The organism is Mesorhizobium sp. M0074, from assembly GCF_040322975.1.
Classification (GTDB): Bacteria; Pseudomonadota; Alphaproteobacteria; order Rhizobiales; family Rhizobiaceae; genus Mesorhizobium.
In genome coordinates this window covers 165,019-179,404 of the sequence record NZ_JAMYUM010000003.1, presented here as the reverse complement: position 1 = coordinate 179,404, position 14,386 = coordinate 165,019, and the positions used below count along the sequence as shown (strand labels likewise).

The 14,386-nt window shown below is 63.5% G+C and carries 11 protein-coding genes; 3 read left to right on the top strand and 8 right to left on the bottom strand.

The annotated features are described in order from the left end of the window. Positions 1-11 precede the first annotated feature (11 nt). Both gltA and gltX read right to left on the bottom strand, forming a co-directional pair. Entirely contained in the window at positions 12-1,340 is a 1,329-nt protein-coding gene (gltA, locus tag NKJ73_RS05990) for a citrate synthase (protein WP_352568691.1), read from the bottom strand. Between the two features lie 179 nt (positions 1,341-1,519). Beyond that, entirely contained in the window at positions 1,520-2,941 is a 1,422-nt protein-coding gene (gltX, locus tag NKJ73_RS05985; protein WP_352568690.1) for a glutamate--tRNA ligase, read from the bottom strand. Positions 2,942-3,037: 96 nt separating this feature from the next. On the opposite strand from gltX, the gene NKJ73_RS05980 reads away from it, so the two are divergent. Continuing rightward, on the top strand, positions 3,038-5,503 hold the full coding sequence (locus NKJ73_RS05980) for a ComEC/Rec2 family competence protein (RefSeq protein ID WP_352568689.1): 2,466 nt from the start codon (positions 3,038-3,040) through the stop codon (positions 5,501-5,503). Here the strand turns inward: NKJ73_RS05980 and lexA are convergent. Further along, positions 5,497-6,231, bottom strand: coding sequence for a transcriptional repressor LexA (lexA, locus tag NKJ73_RS05975; protein WP_023674949.1), 735 nt, complete (start codon positions 6,229-6,231; stop codon positions 5,497-5,499). The genes NKJ73_RS05980 and lexA overlap by 7 nt on opposite strands. Positions 6,232-6,678: 447 nt before the next feature. On the opposite strand from lexA, the gene kynU reads away from it, so the two are divergent. Both kynU and NKJ73_RS05965 read left to right on the top strand, forming a co-directional pair. Continuing rightward, positions 6,679-7,926, top strand: a complete 1,248-nt coding sequence (gene kynU, locus NKJ73_RS05970) for a kynureninase (RefSeq protein ID WP_352568688.1) — start codon at positions 6,679-6,681, stop codon at positions 7,924-7,926. Between the two features lie 96 nt (positions 7,927-8,022). Next, complete coding sequence (locus tag NKJ73_RS05965; protein WP_352568687.1) at positions 8,023-8,853, top strand: hormone-sensitive lipase; 831 nt, start codon at positions 8,023-8,025, stop codon at positions 8,851-8,853. Positions 8,854-8,860: 7 nt separating this feature from the next. Here the strand turns inward: NKJ73_RS05965 and NKJ73_RS05960 are convergent, their stop codons facing one another. From NKJ73_RS05960 to NKJ73_RS05940, 5 genes are read right to left on the bottom strand one after another with little or no spacing between them, the layout of a single operon-like run. Then, positions 8,861-10,066 (bottom strand): molybdopterin molybdotransferase MoeA, encoded by a 1,206-nt coding sequence (locus NKJ73_RS05960; RefSeq protein ID WP_352568686.1) that lies wholly within the window; start codon positions 10,064-10,066, stop codon positions 8,861-8,863. Continuing rightward, the gene (gene moaC, locus NKJ73_RS05955) at positions 10,066-10,572 is read right to left on the bottom strand and encodes a cyclic pyranopterin monophosphate synthase MoaC (protein ID WP_352448833.1); all 507 of its coding nucleotides are present in this window, start codon (positions 10,570-10,572) and stop codon (positions 10,066-10,068) included. The genes NKJ73_RS05960 and moaC overlap by 1 nt, the downstream gene beginning before the upstream one ends. A 2-nt stretch (positions 10,573-10,574) precedes the next feature. Beyond that, on the bottom strand, positions 10,575-11,387 hold the full coding sequence (gene trpC / locus NKJ73_RS05950) for an indole-3-glycerol phosphate synthase TrpC (protein WP_352568685.1): 813 nt from the start codon (positions 11,385-11,387) through the stop codon (positions 10,575-10,577). Positions 11,388-11,391: 4 nt separating this feature from the next. Further along, a complete protein-coding gene (trpD, locus tag NKJ73_RS05945; RefSeq protein WP_352568684.1) occupies positions 11,392-12,402 on the bottom strand; it encodes an anthranilate phosphoribosyltransferase in 1,011 nt (336 codons plus the stop codon). Beyond that, on the bottom strand, positions 12,399-14,291 hold the full coding sequence (locus NKJ73_RS05940) for a SurA N-terminal domain-containing protein (RefSeq protein ID WP_352448836.1): 1,893 nt from the start codon (positions 14,289-14,291) through the stop codon (positions 12,399-12,401). The genes trpD and NKJ73_RS05940 overlap by 4 nt, the downstream gene beginning before the upstream one ends. Positions 14,292-14,386 lie beyond the last annotated feature (95 nt).

Sequence of the window (14,386 nt, the reverse complement as noted above, 5' to 3'; positions counted from 1 at the left end):
ATTCACCACCTTCACCGCTTCGCGATTGGCACGTAGTCCCGTTCCGGCGCGCCGGTATAGAGCTGGCGCGGGCGACCGATCTTCTGGTGCGGGTCCTCGATCATCTCCTTCCACTGCGCGATCCAGCCGACGGTGCGGGCGACCGCGAACAGCACGGTGAACATGGTGGTGGGAAAGCCCAGCGCCTTCAGCGTGATGCCGGAATAGAAATCGACGTTCGGATAGAGCTTCTTCTCGATGAAATAGGAATCGGTCAGTGCGATCCTTTCCAGCTCCATGGCGATGTCGAGCAGTGGATCGTCCTTGATGCCGAGCTCGCCCAGGACCTCGTGCGCGGTCTTCTGCATGATCTTGGCGCGCGGATCGTAATTCTTGTAAACGCGGTGGCCAAATCCCATCAATCGGAACGGATCGTTCTTATCCTTGGCGCGCGCAATGAATTCCGGGATGTGATCGACATGACCGATCTCGCCCAGCATGTTCAGGGCTGCCTCGTTGGCGCCGCCATGTGCGGGACCCCACAGGCAGGCGATGCCGGCAGCGATACAGGCAAAAGGATTGGCGCCCGACGAGCCGGCCAGGCGGACGGTCGAAGTCGAGGCGTTCTGTTCGTGATCGGCGTGCAGGATGAAGATGCGCTCCATCGCGCGGGCCAGCACCGGATTGATCTTGTATTCCTCGCAAGGCACGGCGAAGCACATATGCAGGAAATTGGCTGCGAAATTCAGCTCGTTCTTCGGGTAAATGAATGGCTGGCCGATGTGGTATTTATAGGCCATCGCCGCGATCGTCGGCATCTTGGCGATCAGCCGCATTGACGCGACCATGCGTTGATAGGGGTCCGAGATATCGGTGGAATCGTGATAGAAGGCCGACAGCGCGCCGACCACGCCGCACATCACCGCCATCGGATGCGCATCACGGCGGAAGCCGGTGAAAAAGCGCGACATCTGCTCATGCACCATGGTGTGGCGCGTCACCCGGTAGTCGAAATCGTCCTTCTGCGCCTTGGTCGGGAGTTCACCATAGAGCAAGAGATAGCAGACTTCGAGGAAGTCGCCGTGCTCGGCCAATTGGTCGATCGGGTAGCCGCGGTGCAAAAGAATGCCGGCATCGCCATCGATGAAGGTGATTTCCGATTCGCAGCTCGCCGTCGACGTAAAACCGGGATCGTAGGTAAAGACGCCGGCGGTGTTGTAGAGCGAACCGATGTCGATGACGTCAGGTCCTACCGAACCACTTCGTATCTTGAATTCATGGATTTTGCCGCCGAGTTCCAGTTTGGCCGTCGATGCCTGGGTTTTGCCGCCAAATTCCATTTTTGTCGCAGGTTCGGTCATAGCAAACTCCTTTTTGTTTCCTCAGGCCGGCAAAGGCAAAATATCTGAACCCAACACGTCAAAAACATCGGAATACGCACATTTGCGCCCGCAATTAAATCTGCGCGGCAGATTAGGCCAAGACCCAATGTTGCACTGCGAAACACACCTTTCAATGCCAATCTTCTTGGGCCAGTTTGCTAATCGATTTGATCAGCGATCCGCGCCAGGCTTTCCTCGCGGCCAAGCACGGCCAGCACATCGAAGACACCTGGCGAGGTACTTTTGCCGGTGAGCGCGGCGCGCAAAGGTTGGGCCACGGCGCCGAGTTTATGGCTGGCGGCCTGCGCATAGTCGCGGATCGCGGCTTCGGCTGAGGCGGCAGACCACTCCGAAACCGTGGCTAGTGCCGCATGAGCGCCCCGCAGGATCGCGCGCGCCTCACCGCTGAGCAGCGCCGCCGCCTTCTCGTCGACCGGCAGCGGCCGCTCGACGAAAAGGAATGCAGCCCCTTCAACAAGTTCGACCAGCGTCTTGGCGCGCTCCTTCAGGCCCGGCAAAGCGGCAAGCAGTTGCGCCCTGCGTCTGTCGTCGAGGCGCGCCGCGATTGCCGGGCCGCCTTCAAGATAGGGCAGAGTGGCGATGAAGATGTCGAGCAGCGCCGCGTCGTTCATCCGGCGCATATGCACGCCGTTAAGCGCCTCGAGCTTGGCGAAGTCGAAACGGGCGGCGCCCTTGTTGACGTCGCCAATGTCGAACCATGCAATCATGTCGGCGATCGACATGATCTCATCGTCGCCGTGGCTCCAGCCAAGCCTCGCCAGATAGTTGAGCAGCGCCTCCGGCAGGTAGCCCATGGCGCGATAGGCTTCGACGCCAAGCGCACCGTGCCGCTTCGACAGCTTGGCGCCGTCGGCACCGTGGATCAGCGGGATATGCGACATCGACGGCACCTCCCAGCCCATGGCCTGATAGATTACGGTCTGGCGTGCGGCGTTGGTCAAATGATCGTCGCCGCGGATGATGTGGGTGATGCCCATGTCGTGATCGTCGACGACGACGGCATGCATGTAGGTGGGATTGCCGTCCGAGCGCAGAATAATGAAATCGTCGAGATCCTTGTTGGGAAAGCGCACGTCGCCCTGGACGCGGTCATGCACCACCGTCTCGCCGTCTGTCGGCGCCTTGATGCGGATCGCCCCCTTGGCGCCGGGCGGCGCCTCCGACGGGTCGCGGTCGCGCCAGCGTCCATCATAGCGGGGAGGCAGCCCCTTGGCCCGTGCGCTCTCGCGCATTGCCTCTAGCTCGGCAGGCGTCGCATAACAATAATAGGCCTTGCCCATACGAACGAGTTCCTCGGCCACCTCGCGATGGCGCGGCGCACGCTCGAACTGCGACACCGGCTCGCCGTCCCATGTCAGGCCAAGCCAGGAAAGCCCGTCGAGAATGGCCGCGCTTGCCGCATCGGTGGAGCGCTCGCGGTCGGTGTCCTCGATGCGCAGCAGCATCGTGCCGCCTGTGTGCTTGGCATACAGCCAGTTGAACAGCGCCGTGCGCGCGCCGCCAATGTGCAGATAGCCGGTGGGCGAGGGGGCAAAACGGGTGACGACCTTATCGGGCATGGAACTCTCAGGCGGGCGAAGGAAGTGGGTTTGCGGACTTTCGCGCGTTGCGCGTTCATGTAGCATAGGAGGTCGAGGGCGCAAGGGGCAGACCCGATGGCTGTGCGAGGCCGTGGTGCGGGCGAGGGCGAGGACGTTGGCAGCGGCGTCAGCGAACGCTTGCTGTTTGCCGCACCCCCGCCTGTCCTGCCGGCACCGGCATTGCTACCCGCTCCGCGCTTCGATGCTCCGTCGCTGCCGGCCAGCGACCCAGCAACGGTTCTCGTGCCCGCGGGCGAGCCCATCGTACGCCTGCCTAGGCGTTTCCGCCTCCCGTCACCGTCCCGTATCCGCAACAGCGTAACCTCGGCAGCCGGCCTGGAACTCGACCGCGGCATCGCCTTCCTGCTGGTGCCGGTGTTCCTCGCATGCGGGGTGGTCGTATATTTCGGGCTGTCGGTGGAGCCGGCCTTTCCACAGCCGATCGCAATCGCGCTCCTCGCGGCCCTTTGTGCCGTCGTCTCGCGGTCATGGCCCAGGACGCGCCTGTGCTTCATGGTGGCGCTGCTCTGCGCGCTTGGCGTACTTGCCGCCAAGTTCGAGACATGGCGTGTCGGAACGCATATGCTCGGCTCCGAAATCTCGACGCGGCTGACGGGTCGCGTCGTATCGTACGAGCCCATGGCGAGCGGCCGCATCAGGCTGACAATCGATGTGATCTCAACGGCCAGGCCGACACTGCGCTACATGCCGGAACGGGTCCGCGTTTCGGCGATGAAGATACCGGCTGAGCTGACCGCCGGTTCCGAGATCACCGGCTATGTGCGGCTGCTGCCGCCGACCGGCCCGGTGCGGCCCGACAGCTATGATTTCTCCTTCGACAGCTATTTCGCCGGTATCGGCGGCAGCGGCTTTTTTCTCGGCAATCCGAAAGTCGTGTCGTCGGGCAGCATGCCGCTTGCCGCGCAGCTTTCTTCCGCGATCGAAGACGCGCGCGAATCGATCGCCGACCATATCCGCAGCCGCATCGGCGGTGCCGAGGGCGAGATTGCTGCTGCGCTGATCGTCGGCGTGCGCGCCGGCATTCCCGAGGAGATCAACGAAGCGATGCGGCGCACCGGCATCTACCACATCATCTCCATCTCGGGGCTGCATATGGCGTTGGTCGCCGGCACCATCATGGCGCTGCTGCGGGGTGCCTTTGCGCTGTTTCCCGATTTCTCATCGCGACGGCCGGTCAAGAAATATGCCGCGGCCGCCGCGCTTTTTTCGATTGCGGCCTACCTCGTCTTTTCCGGCATTGTCGTTGCGGCCGAACGCAGCTTCATCATGCTGGCGGTGATGCTTATCGCCGTGCTGTTCGACCGGGCCGCGCTCACCATGCGCAACCTGGCGATCTCGGCCATCGCGGTCATCCTGGTGTCGCCGCACGAGGTGGTCGGTCCGAGTTTCCAGATGTCCTTCGCCGCGACGGCGGCCCTTGTCGGCGCCTATGCAGGCTGGTCCGATTACCGCGCCGGCAGGGCCACCACGCCGCCACCGCGGCGGTCGCCGCTACGCTTTGCCACTCGAAAGGTCCTGTTGGGCATGTGCGGTCTGGCGATGACCTCGATCATTGCAGGGAGCGCCACGGCGCTTTTCGCCATATGGCATTTCCAGCGCGTGGCGCCGCTCAGCCTGTTCGCCAATCTGGCCATCATGCCCATCGTCTCACTGGTCGTCATGCCCTTCGCCGTTCTCAGCGCGCTGGCGATGCCGTTCGGTGCGGATGGCCCTTTCCTCTATGTCATGGGCAAGGGGCTGACGGCGATGATCGCCCTGTCCGGGTGGATCTCGGAGCGCTCGCCGATCGATGCGGTCGGGCTGATTTCGCTGAGATCCGTCCTTCTGGTGACGATCGCCCTCGTCATTGCCAGCATGGCGACGACCTGGTTGCGGCTGGCGGCACTTCCTTTTGCGCTCGCCGGCTTGCTGACGACAACGCAGACACGCATACCCGACGTATTGGTCTCGGAGGACGCGCGGCTGGTCGCGCTGCCGATCGGCAGCGGTGAACTCGCGGTCAACCGGGCACGCCCGAATGAGTTCACCATCGACAACTGGAAACGCGCGCTCACATCAGAGGCCATCGTCGCGCCGGAAACGCCTGGAAAGAACGACCCGCAATTCGACATTGCCGATCCGGCCGACCTACCGCCGGGCATGCCGTTCATTTGCACGGACGGCCTCTGCCTTGCCAGGCATCCATCCGGCGCGATCATCGCGCAAGCCAAGGACCGCGATACTGCGCGGCCAGCCTGCGCCTTTGCCAGCTTGATCGTCATCGACGACGCCACCGCCCATAACCCCTGCTACTACGACCGGCTGGTCCTCGTCGTCACCAAACGGCAACTGGCGCGCGCGGGAAGTGCCGCCGTCTATTTCGATCCACAAGCGGCAACACGCGCCGAGATCCGCTTCGCCGTCGAAAAATCATACCGGCCCTGGCACGTGCAGCGGAAATTTTCACGCGCGGCACGGGGCCTGCCGCCATACCGCAGGGCCGACAACCCCAAAGCCGGCGCCAAGGGCGGAGCTCAGTAGCGGCGGATCAGTCCGACGAGCTTGCCCTGCACCTTGACCCTGTCTGGTCCGAAGATGCGCGTCTCGTAGGCCGGATTGGCGGCTTCCAGGGCGATCGAGGCGCCCTTGCGGCGGAACCGCTTCAGCGTCGCTTCCTCCTCGTCGACCAGTGCCACCACGATCTCACCGGGGCTCGCCGTATCGGCATTGCGGATGATCACCGTGTCGCCGTCGAAAATGCCAGCCTCGATCATCGAATCGCCTTTGACCTCGAGCGCATAATGCTCGCCGCCCATGATCATATCCGGCGGCACCGAAATCGAATGCGTCTGGTGCTGGATGGCATCGATCGGCACACCGGCCGCGATGCGGCCCATTACCGGGATCGAAACGGCGGCGACGACATCGTCGTCATTGCCGGCTGCAGGGACACGCGACGATGTCGGCTTGCCCTGCCGAGGGGCGCCTTGCCCAAGGCTGCCCTGGATGACACTCGGCGAGAACTTGCGTGCCGCATTGAGGCCGGGGGCGATCGAGTCAGGCAGGCGTAGCACCTCCAGCGCACGGGCCCGGTTGGGCAAACGGCGAATGAAGCCGCGCTCCTCCAGCGCCGTAATCAGCCGGTGGATTCCGGATTTGGAAGCCAGATCGAGCGCTTCCTTCATCTCGTCGAATGAAGGCGGGATACCGCTTTCCTTCAACCTTTCGTGGATGAACATAAGCAGTTCGTGTTGTTTGCGTGTCAGCATAGCGACCCCCAACAGAATCAGAAAAACAAACCCAGAACAAACACTATCTGTTCCAGTTGTGTTCCGCAACTGTTTAAAGTTTAATGAATGCGTTAAGGCTCGGGAAACAAACGACGTCCCCTACCGGCGTACCGCATTTTCACCGCCGCGAGCCTCATCGCCTTGATTCTGCTTTCGTTTGCGCCCTTCTGGCCTCCTAGAAGGCGGCACTGGCATCGGCCGTCGGTCGGCAAAAGGCACGGAATTGAACCCGTATCGACTGTGCGGTTTGGTCAATGCACCGTGAACGAAACGAATTCAAAACGCCAACCTCGGGTTAAGTCCCGGTTTCCACCGCCTGGTCAGGCTGCTTCTCGCCGGTGGAGCCTTGCTGCGCGCAACCAGGTAATGGAAGAACAGTCGATGCGTGTCCGGCGTTGCGTTGGATCTTGGGGGAGCAGACAAATCATGACAGGAATTCCCGATCTCGTGGCCATAAAGGCGATGGATGCCGCGGATCCGTTGCGCGCGATGCGCGACCGCTTTGTGTTGCCGCAAGGAGTGATCTATCTCGACGGCAATTCGCTAGGAGCTGCTTCACGTGCCGCTTTCGATGAACTGCACAAGGCCGCGACCGAAGAATGGTCGCATGATCTCATCCGCGCATGGAACACGGCCGGCTGGTTCAACATGCCGCTTGAACTTGGCGACCAGCTCGGGCGCCTGATCGGTGCCGCGGCCGGCCAGACGGTGGTCTGCGACACGACATCGGTCAACATCTACAAGCTGCTGCACGCCGCCATGGCCATGCGACCGGAGCGGCAGGTCATCGTCGCCGAGGGCGATAGTTTTCCGACGGACCTCTACATGGCCGAGGGTGTGGTTTCGACGCGAAAAGATACGCTGCTGCGCCTCTCGGGGGTCGACGCGCCGACCATCGAAGAGCTGATCGACGAACGCACCGCCGTGGTGCTGGTCAACCACGTCAACTATAAGTCGGGCGAACTGCGCGACATGCCGGCGCTGACGCGCAGGGCTCAGGAAGCCGGGGCGATGATCGTCTGGGATCTCTGCCACACCGCCGGCGCGATGCCAGTCGAACTCGACAAGGCAAACGCCGATTTTGCCGTTGGCTGCACCTACAAATATCTGAATGGCGGCCCGGGCGCGCCTGCCTTCATCTATGCGGCTGAGCGGCATCTTTCCGACATCCAGCAGCCGCTCACCGGCTGGTGGGGCCATGCACGGCCCTTCGCCTTCGAGCCAGGCTATGCGGCCGGCACCGGCATCCGCCGGTTTCTGTGCGGCACGCAGCCGGTCCTGTCGATGCGCACGCTGAAGGGCGCGCTCGACATCTGGAACGATGTCGACATGACGGCGGTGCGCAAGAAGAGCATCGCACTGGCGGATCTGTTCATCGAGCTTGTCGAGGCAAAGTGCGGCACTTACGGGCTCACGCTCGAAAGCACGCGCGATGGGGAAAAACGCGGCAGCCAGATTTCATTCATGCATGAGCATGGCTACCAGGTCATGCGCGCGCTGATCGAACGTGGCGTGATCGGCGATTTTCGCGCGCCATCGACCATGCGCTTCGGCTTCACCCCGCTCTATGTCGGCTATGCCGATGTCTGGCAGGCCGTCGAAGTGCTTGAGGACATCCTGCGCACCGGTGCGTGGAAGGAAGCGCGCTTCGCCATCAAGGCGGCTGTCACTTGAGATTGATGCGAGAGCTGGAATCGTGAGGCTGGCGACGACGCGCCGCGCGATGCTCACGGCTACGTTGCAAGGCTATATTGCCAGGGAGGGCGCAGGGTGTTCGAACGTCACATTGCCGATTGGGACAACGCCTATGCCAACGGCGCCAACATAGCCGGCAGCGATCGCTGGCCGGCGGCCTGGATCGAGCCCGCGCGGGTTTTCCGCGACGTGCTTTCGACCGAGGGCAGGGCGCGGCTCGACATGGCCTATGGCGACAACCCACGCAACCGGCTCGATCTTTTCCTGCCGGCCATCAAGCCCAAGGGACTCGTGGTGTTCGTTCATGGCGGCTACTGGATGGCATTCGACAAGAGTTTCTGGTCGCATCTTGCCACTGGCCCTGTTGATCGCGGCTATGCGGTGGCGATGCCGTCCTACACGCTCTGTCCGCAGATACGCATTGGCGGCATCGTCAAGGAAGTCGGCGCGGCGATCGGCAAGGCGGCGGCGATGGTTCCAGGGCCGCTGATGCTGACCGGACACTCGGCCGGCGGCCATCTTGTTAGCCGGATGGTTACGGCGACGACGCCGCTGGCGCCCGAAGTGGTCCGGCGCGTTCGTCACGTGGTGTCGATCTCGGGGGTGCACGATTTGCGCCCGATCATGCGCACCGGCATGAACGAGACGCTGGCGATCGATGAGGCCGAGGCGCAGGCCGAAAGTCCGGTGCTGCTGCGCCCGATGGACAAGGCCCGCCTGACCTGCTGGGCCGGCGGCGGCGAGCGCGCCGAATTCCTGCGTCAGAGCGCGTTGCTGGCCAACATCTGGATCGGCCTGGGTACCGCGACCAGCTCGGTGGTCGAGCCTGACCGGCATCATTTCAACATCATCGACGGTTTGGCCGATCCAGACCATCCGCTGACCCGGACCTTGATTTCGGAGTGAGGCAGGTTCAGCGTAGCATCAGTACGTCGCAGGGGGAGCCCGCCGCCGCGGCAGGAGCGAACGGCGCGCGAACGATCAGCCCGTTGGCATCGGCCAGCATTTTCAGCATCGAGGAGTCCTGGATGCCGAACGGCGTCGCCACGAGCGTACCGGTGTCATCTATGACAACAGCCCGCACATAATCTTGCCTGAGATCGTTGGCCGGCATGGCAGCACCGAGCCGTGCCCGACGTATATCCTGCTGAAAGGCGCGGCCACCGAGCCGCGCCAGCAGCGGCTTCAGGAAGAGCTGAGTGCAGACCAGGCTTGCCACCGGATTGCCGGGCAGGCCGATGCAGCGAATGTCTCCCAGCCGCCCGAACATCAGTGGCTTGCCCGGCCGCATGGCGATCTTCCAGAAATCGAGCGTCATGCCTTGCCCGGTCAGCACGTCATGGACGAAGTCGTGGTCACCGACCGAGGCACCGCCCAGCGTGACGATGACGTTCGCGCCAGCCTTCACGGCCTTTTCAACCAGCGCAGCGATCGCCTCCCTGCGGTCCGGCGCGATGCCAAGGTCGAGCGCGCGCGCACCGACCGACTGTGCGGCAGCGGCGACACCATAGGCGTTGGAGGAGATGATCTGGTCGGGGCCAACATCGCTGCCCGGCGGCAGCAATTCGTCGCCGGTGGCGATGATGGCGACCAGCGGCCGTTTGACCACGCGCACCTCGGGGTGATTGGCCGATGCCGCCAGCGACAAGGCCGCCGGGTCGAGCAGGCGGCCTTTGGGCAGCAGGACATCGCTCTTGGCGAAATCGAGCCCGAGGCGGCGGATGTTGCGCCCCTGCACCGTCGGTTCCGTCACTTCGACGCTGCCGCCACCGAGATCGCGGACGTTCTCCTGGATGACGATAGTGTCGGCGCCTTCGGGAAGCGGCGCGCCGGTAAAGATGCGCACGGCCTGCCGCTGCTGCACCGTTCCGGCAAAGCCGCGTCCGGCCGGCGCCATGCCGACCACCGAAAGCCTTGCCGGTACGGACGCGATATCGGCCGCCCGCACGGCATAGCCGTCCATGGCGGAGGCGTTGAACGGCGGCTGGGTGCGGAGCGCCACAACCGGCTCCACCAGCACGCGGTCGGCGGCATCCAGCAGTGCGACGCGTTCGCCCGGCAGCGCTGCTGCGCCGTCCAGCAGGCGCTCGAGCGCCTCGGCAACTGGGACCAGCGCCATTATCGGCCTGCCTCGGTGGCCCCGTCTCCGGTGATCTTGTAGTCGCCGGATTTGCCGCCGGTCTTTTCAACAAGCCTGATGCCGGAGATGACCATGGCGCGGTCGACCGCCTTGGCCATGTCGTAGATGGTCAGGCAAGCGACCGAGACGGCACTCAGAGCCTCCATCTCAACGCCGGTCTTGCCGGTGACGCGGGTCAATGCTGTCACCTTCAGGCCGGGCAGCGCGGCGTCCGCCTCGATATCGACAGATATCCTGGTCAGCAGCAGCGGATGGCAAAGCGGGATCAGTTCATGCGTCTTCTTGGCCGCCATGATGCCGGCAATGCGCGCGGTGCCCAGCACGTCGCCCTTCTTGGCGTCGCCGGCGAGGATCATGTCCAGCGTCTCGGGCCGCATCGCGACAAAACCTTCTGCGACTGCAGTGCGCACCGTCTCAGCCTTGTCGCCGACATCGACCATGTTGGCTTCGCCCTGCGCGCCAAGATGGGTGAGGGCGGCCGCCATCCTCAAAAGGCCTCTGCCGGCGCCTTGCCCGTCAACAGCAAGCGCGTTGCCGCGGCCACGTCCTGCTGGCGCATCAGGCTCTCGCCGACCAGGAAAGTCGCAATGCCGCTCTGCTCCAGCCGGCGGCAATCGTCGTGCGAAAAGATACCGCTCTCGCTGACCAGATGGCGGTCGGCCGGCACCATCGGTACCAGCCGCTCCGAGGTCTGCAGGCTGGTTTCGAAGGTCCGGAGATTGCGGTTGTTGATTCCGATCAGCCGCGACGACAGCTGCAGCGCGCGTTCCATTTCAGCCTCGTCATGCACTTCGACCAGCGCGTCCATGCCGAGACCGAACGCTGTCGCTTCGAGTTCTCTTGCCAACGCGTCGTCGACGCTGGCCATGATGATCAGGATGGCATCGGCGCCCCATGCCCTGGCCTCGTAGACCTGATAGGGGTCGAACAGGAAATCCTTGCGCAATGCAGGCAGCTCGACGGCAGCGCGCGCAGCGGTGAGGAATTCGGGCGCGCCTTGGAAGGAGGGTGCGTCGGTCAGCACCGAAAGGCAGGCGGCACCGCCCTTCGCATAGGCCCTGGCCAGCGTCGGCGGATCGAAATCGGCGCGGATCAGGCCTTTGGATGGGCTAGCCTTCTTGATTTCGGCAATCAGCGCGAACCTGCCGGATTTGCGCTTTGCTTCAAGGGCAGAAAGAAAGCCGCGCGGCGCGTCGGCATCCGTCGCCCGTGCCTTGATCTCGGCGAGCGGCACGCGCGCCTTGGCCGCCGTGATCTCGTCGCGCTTGTAAGCCTCGATCTTGCGCAGGATGTCGGACATGGTTTTAACCGTTCGAAATCTCGATCAGCCTGTCGAGCACTTTCAGCGAGCGGCCGCTGTCGATGGCCTGCTCCGCCGTTACCATGCCGTCGGCGAGGGTCGTCGCTTTGCCGGCCACCACCAGCCCGGCGCCGGCATTCATCAGCACCGTATCGCGAAAGGCGCCGGCGGCGCCGCCCAGCATGTCGCGCAGTGCCTGGGCGTTGTGGGCGGCGTCGCCGCCGCGCAACTCGTCCTTGGTGTGACGCGTCAGCCCGACTGCTTCCGGGGTCAGCGTAAAGCTGCGGATCTCGCCGCCGGCCAGTTCGGCGACAAGTGTCTCGCCGGTGGTGGTGATCTCGTCATAGCCGTCGCCATGGACGATCCAGGCATGGTCGGCACCAAGTTCCTTCAACGTTTCTGCCACGGGCATGATCCATTCGGGCAGGAACACGCCGACCATCTGCCGTCTGACACTCGCCGGATTGGAAAGCGGGCCCAGCAGGTTGAAGATGGTGCGGGTGCCGAGCTCGACCCGGGTCGGGCCGACATGCTTCATCGCCGGATGATGCGCCGGCGCGAACATGAAGCCGACGCCGGCCTCGTGGATGCAGCGGCCGATCGTTTCCGGAGGGATGTCGATCTTGACGCCCAATGCGATCAGCACATCGGCGGCGCCGGTCAGCGAGGACAGTCCGCGATTGCCGTGCTTGGCGACGGGCACGCCGCTGCCGGCGATGACGAAAGCGGATGCGGTCGAAATGTTGACGCTGTGCGAATTGTCGCCGCCGGTGCCGACAATGTCGATGGCGCCCTCGGGGGCTTCGACACGCAGCATCTTGGCGCGCATGGTGGCGACGGCGCCGGCGATCTCGCTGACGGTCTCACCGCGCACGCGCAATGCCATCAAGAAGCCGCCGATCTGGCCGGGGGTAGCATCGCCCGACATGATAATGTCGAAGGCCTCGCGCGCCTCCTCGAAAGAAAGAGCGCTGCCGGCGGCGACCTTGGCGATGTGGATCTTCAGCGCGCTCATCTGGCCAGGGCTTGGGTTACGGCCGTCTGATCGATGCGGACGTCATATTGCGTCTGCAACTGCGCCACCAACTGGTCGAGCAGGTCGTCGGACATGCCGGATGTGAAGGACTTCTGTGCGTCCTCGGGTACTGAGCTGGCGTCGGCCCCGGCGGGCTCGAATACCTCGGCAACCTTGAACAGGATCTGTCCGTCGCCCGTGGGCGAGGGGATCAGCCCGGTGCCGCCTTCGCCGACGCCGAACATCGCGGCGGCCCCTTCCTTGCCGAAATCGACGTCGTCAGCATCGCGCTTGACGCCGCGCTTGGTCTGCTTTTCGAGCTTGAGCTCACCGGCGATCACCTCGAGCGTGGCGCCGGCCTTGAGACGCTTCTCGAGCTCTTGTGCTTTTGCGGTGAGCCGTTTGGTGGTCTCCGCCGCGGTCCAGTCGGCCACGACCTTCTGGCGGACTTCGTCCAATGTGCGGTCGCGGGCAGGCGTGATCGCGCTCACGTCGTAGAAGACGAAGCCGTTATCGGCGGTGGTGAGGCCTTCATTGTCGGTTCCGGGTTCGGATTCGAACACCGCCTTGATGAGTGCCGGCGATTCCGGTAGGTCTTTGACGATGCTTCCATCCGGCCGTTGGCCGGTGCGGTCGATGGCATCGATGGTGACGACCTTCAGCTTCAATTTGGCGGCTGCCTCGGCGAGCGAACTGCCCGAGGCGCGCGTATCCTCGTAATTGTCGTGCACGTCCAGCAAGATGCGGCTTGCCTCGCCCAGTGCCAGGTCCTTGCGGATCTGCTCGGACACTTCGGCCAGCGGCTTCACCACTTCGGGCTTGATCTCGGTGACGCGCAGCAGAACGGGACCAAAGGCGCCCTGTACGACCGGGCTGACCTCATTGACGTTTAGTTTGAAGGCAGCATCGGCGACCGCCTTGTCGGCGATCTTGTCCTTGGCCAGCGTGCCGAGCAGCGTGTCGGCCGGCGTCTTGCCTTCGGCAGCGACGATCTTGTCGAAGGTCGCGCCGGTCCTGAGCGAATCGAGCGCCGCCTTTGCGGCATCAGGTGTCTTGAACACAAGCTGCTCGATGGTGCGCATCTCCGGCGTGGTGTAGCGCGCCTTGTTCTTATTGTAGTCGTCGCTGACCTGTTGGTCGGTCACCGCGCTCAAATCCATGATGTCTTCCGGTTCGAGCCTGACATAGGAGAACTTACGGTATTCGGGCGCGGCGTAGGTTTTCTTGTTTTCCTCGAAATAGGCCGAAAGCGCGCTGTCGGACGGCGCTTCTATCGGTTCGACCAGCGATTTCGGCAAGGTCAGGTAGTCGATGGTGCGATCTTCGCCGCGATAGAGCGCGACCGCCTTGAAGAATGTATCCGGGGCCTTGAGGCCGTCCGAAACCGCCTCGACGATCTGCTGGCGGACCGCGACCTGGGCGCGGTTCTTCAAATAGTCTTCCGGCCGCATGCCGATCTGCCGAAGCAGGTACTCGAAGGTTCTCCTGTCGAAGCTTCCGGCAGGCCCTTTGAACGCCGGGTCTTCACGCGTCAGTTCGGCGAGCCGGTCCTTGGACAGGCCGAGTCCGAGCTTGCGGGCCTGCTCGTCGAGGACAGCGCCCGACACGAGTTGCGCCAGCACCTGGTTGTCGATGCCGAGCGCCGTCGCTTGCTCACGGCTGATGCGCTGGCCGAATTGCTGCGACATGACGCTGAGCTGGCGATCGTAGGCGAGGCGGTATTCGTTGATCGAGACCTTGGTGCCTCCGGCCGTGATCACGGCATCATGGCCGGCAAGACCGCCCATCAGGCGGCCCGAGATGCCCCAGACGGCGAAGCTCAACACCAACAATGACAGCAGCAGTTTAGCGACCCAGGTCCCCGCCGCGCTTCTCAACATACCAAGCATGTGTACTTCCGATTTTTGCGCATTTCGCATGCGCCGAGTCTGAAACAAGCGCAATAGCGCCCTTCCTGCCCACTGTCGATTGCTTTGTGGCCTGA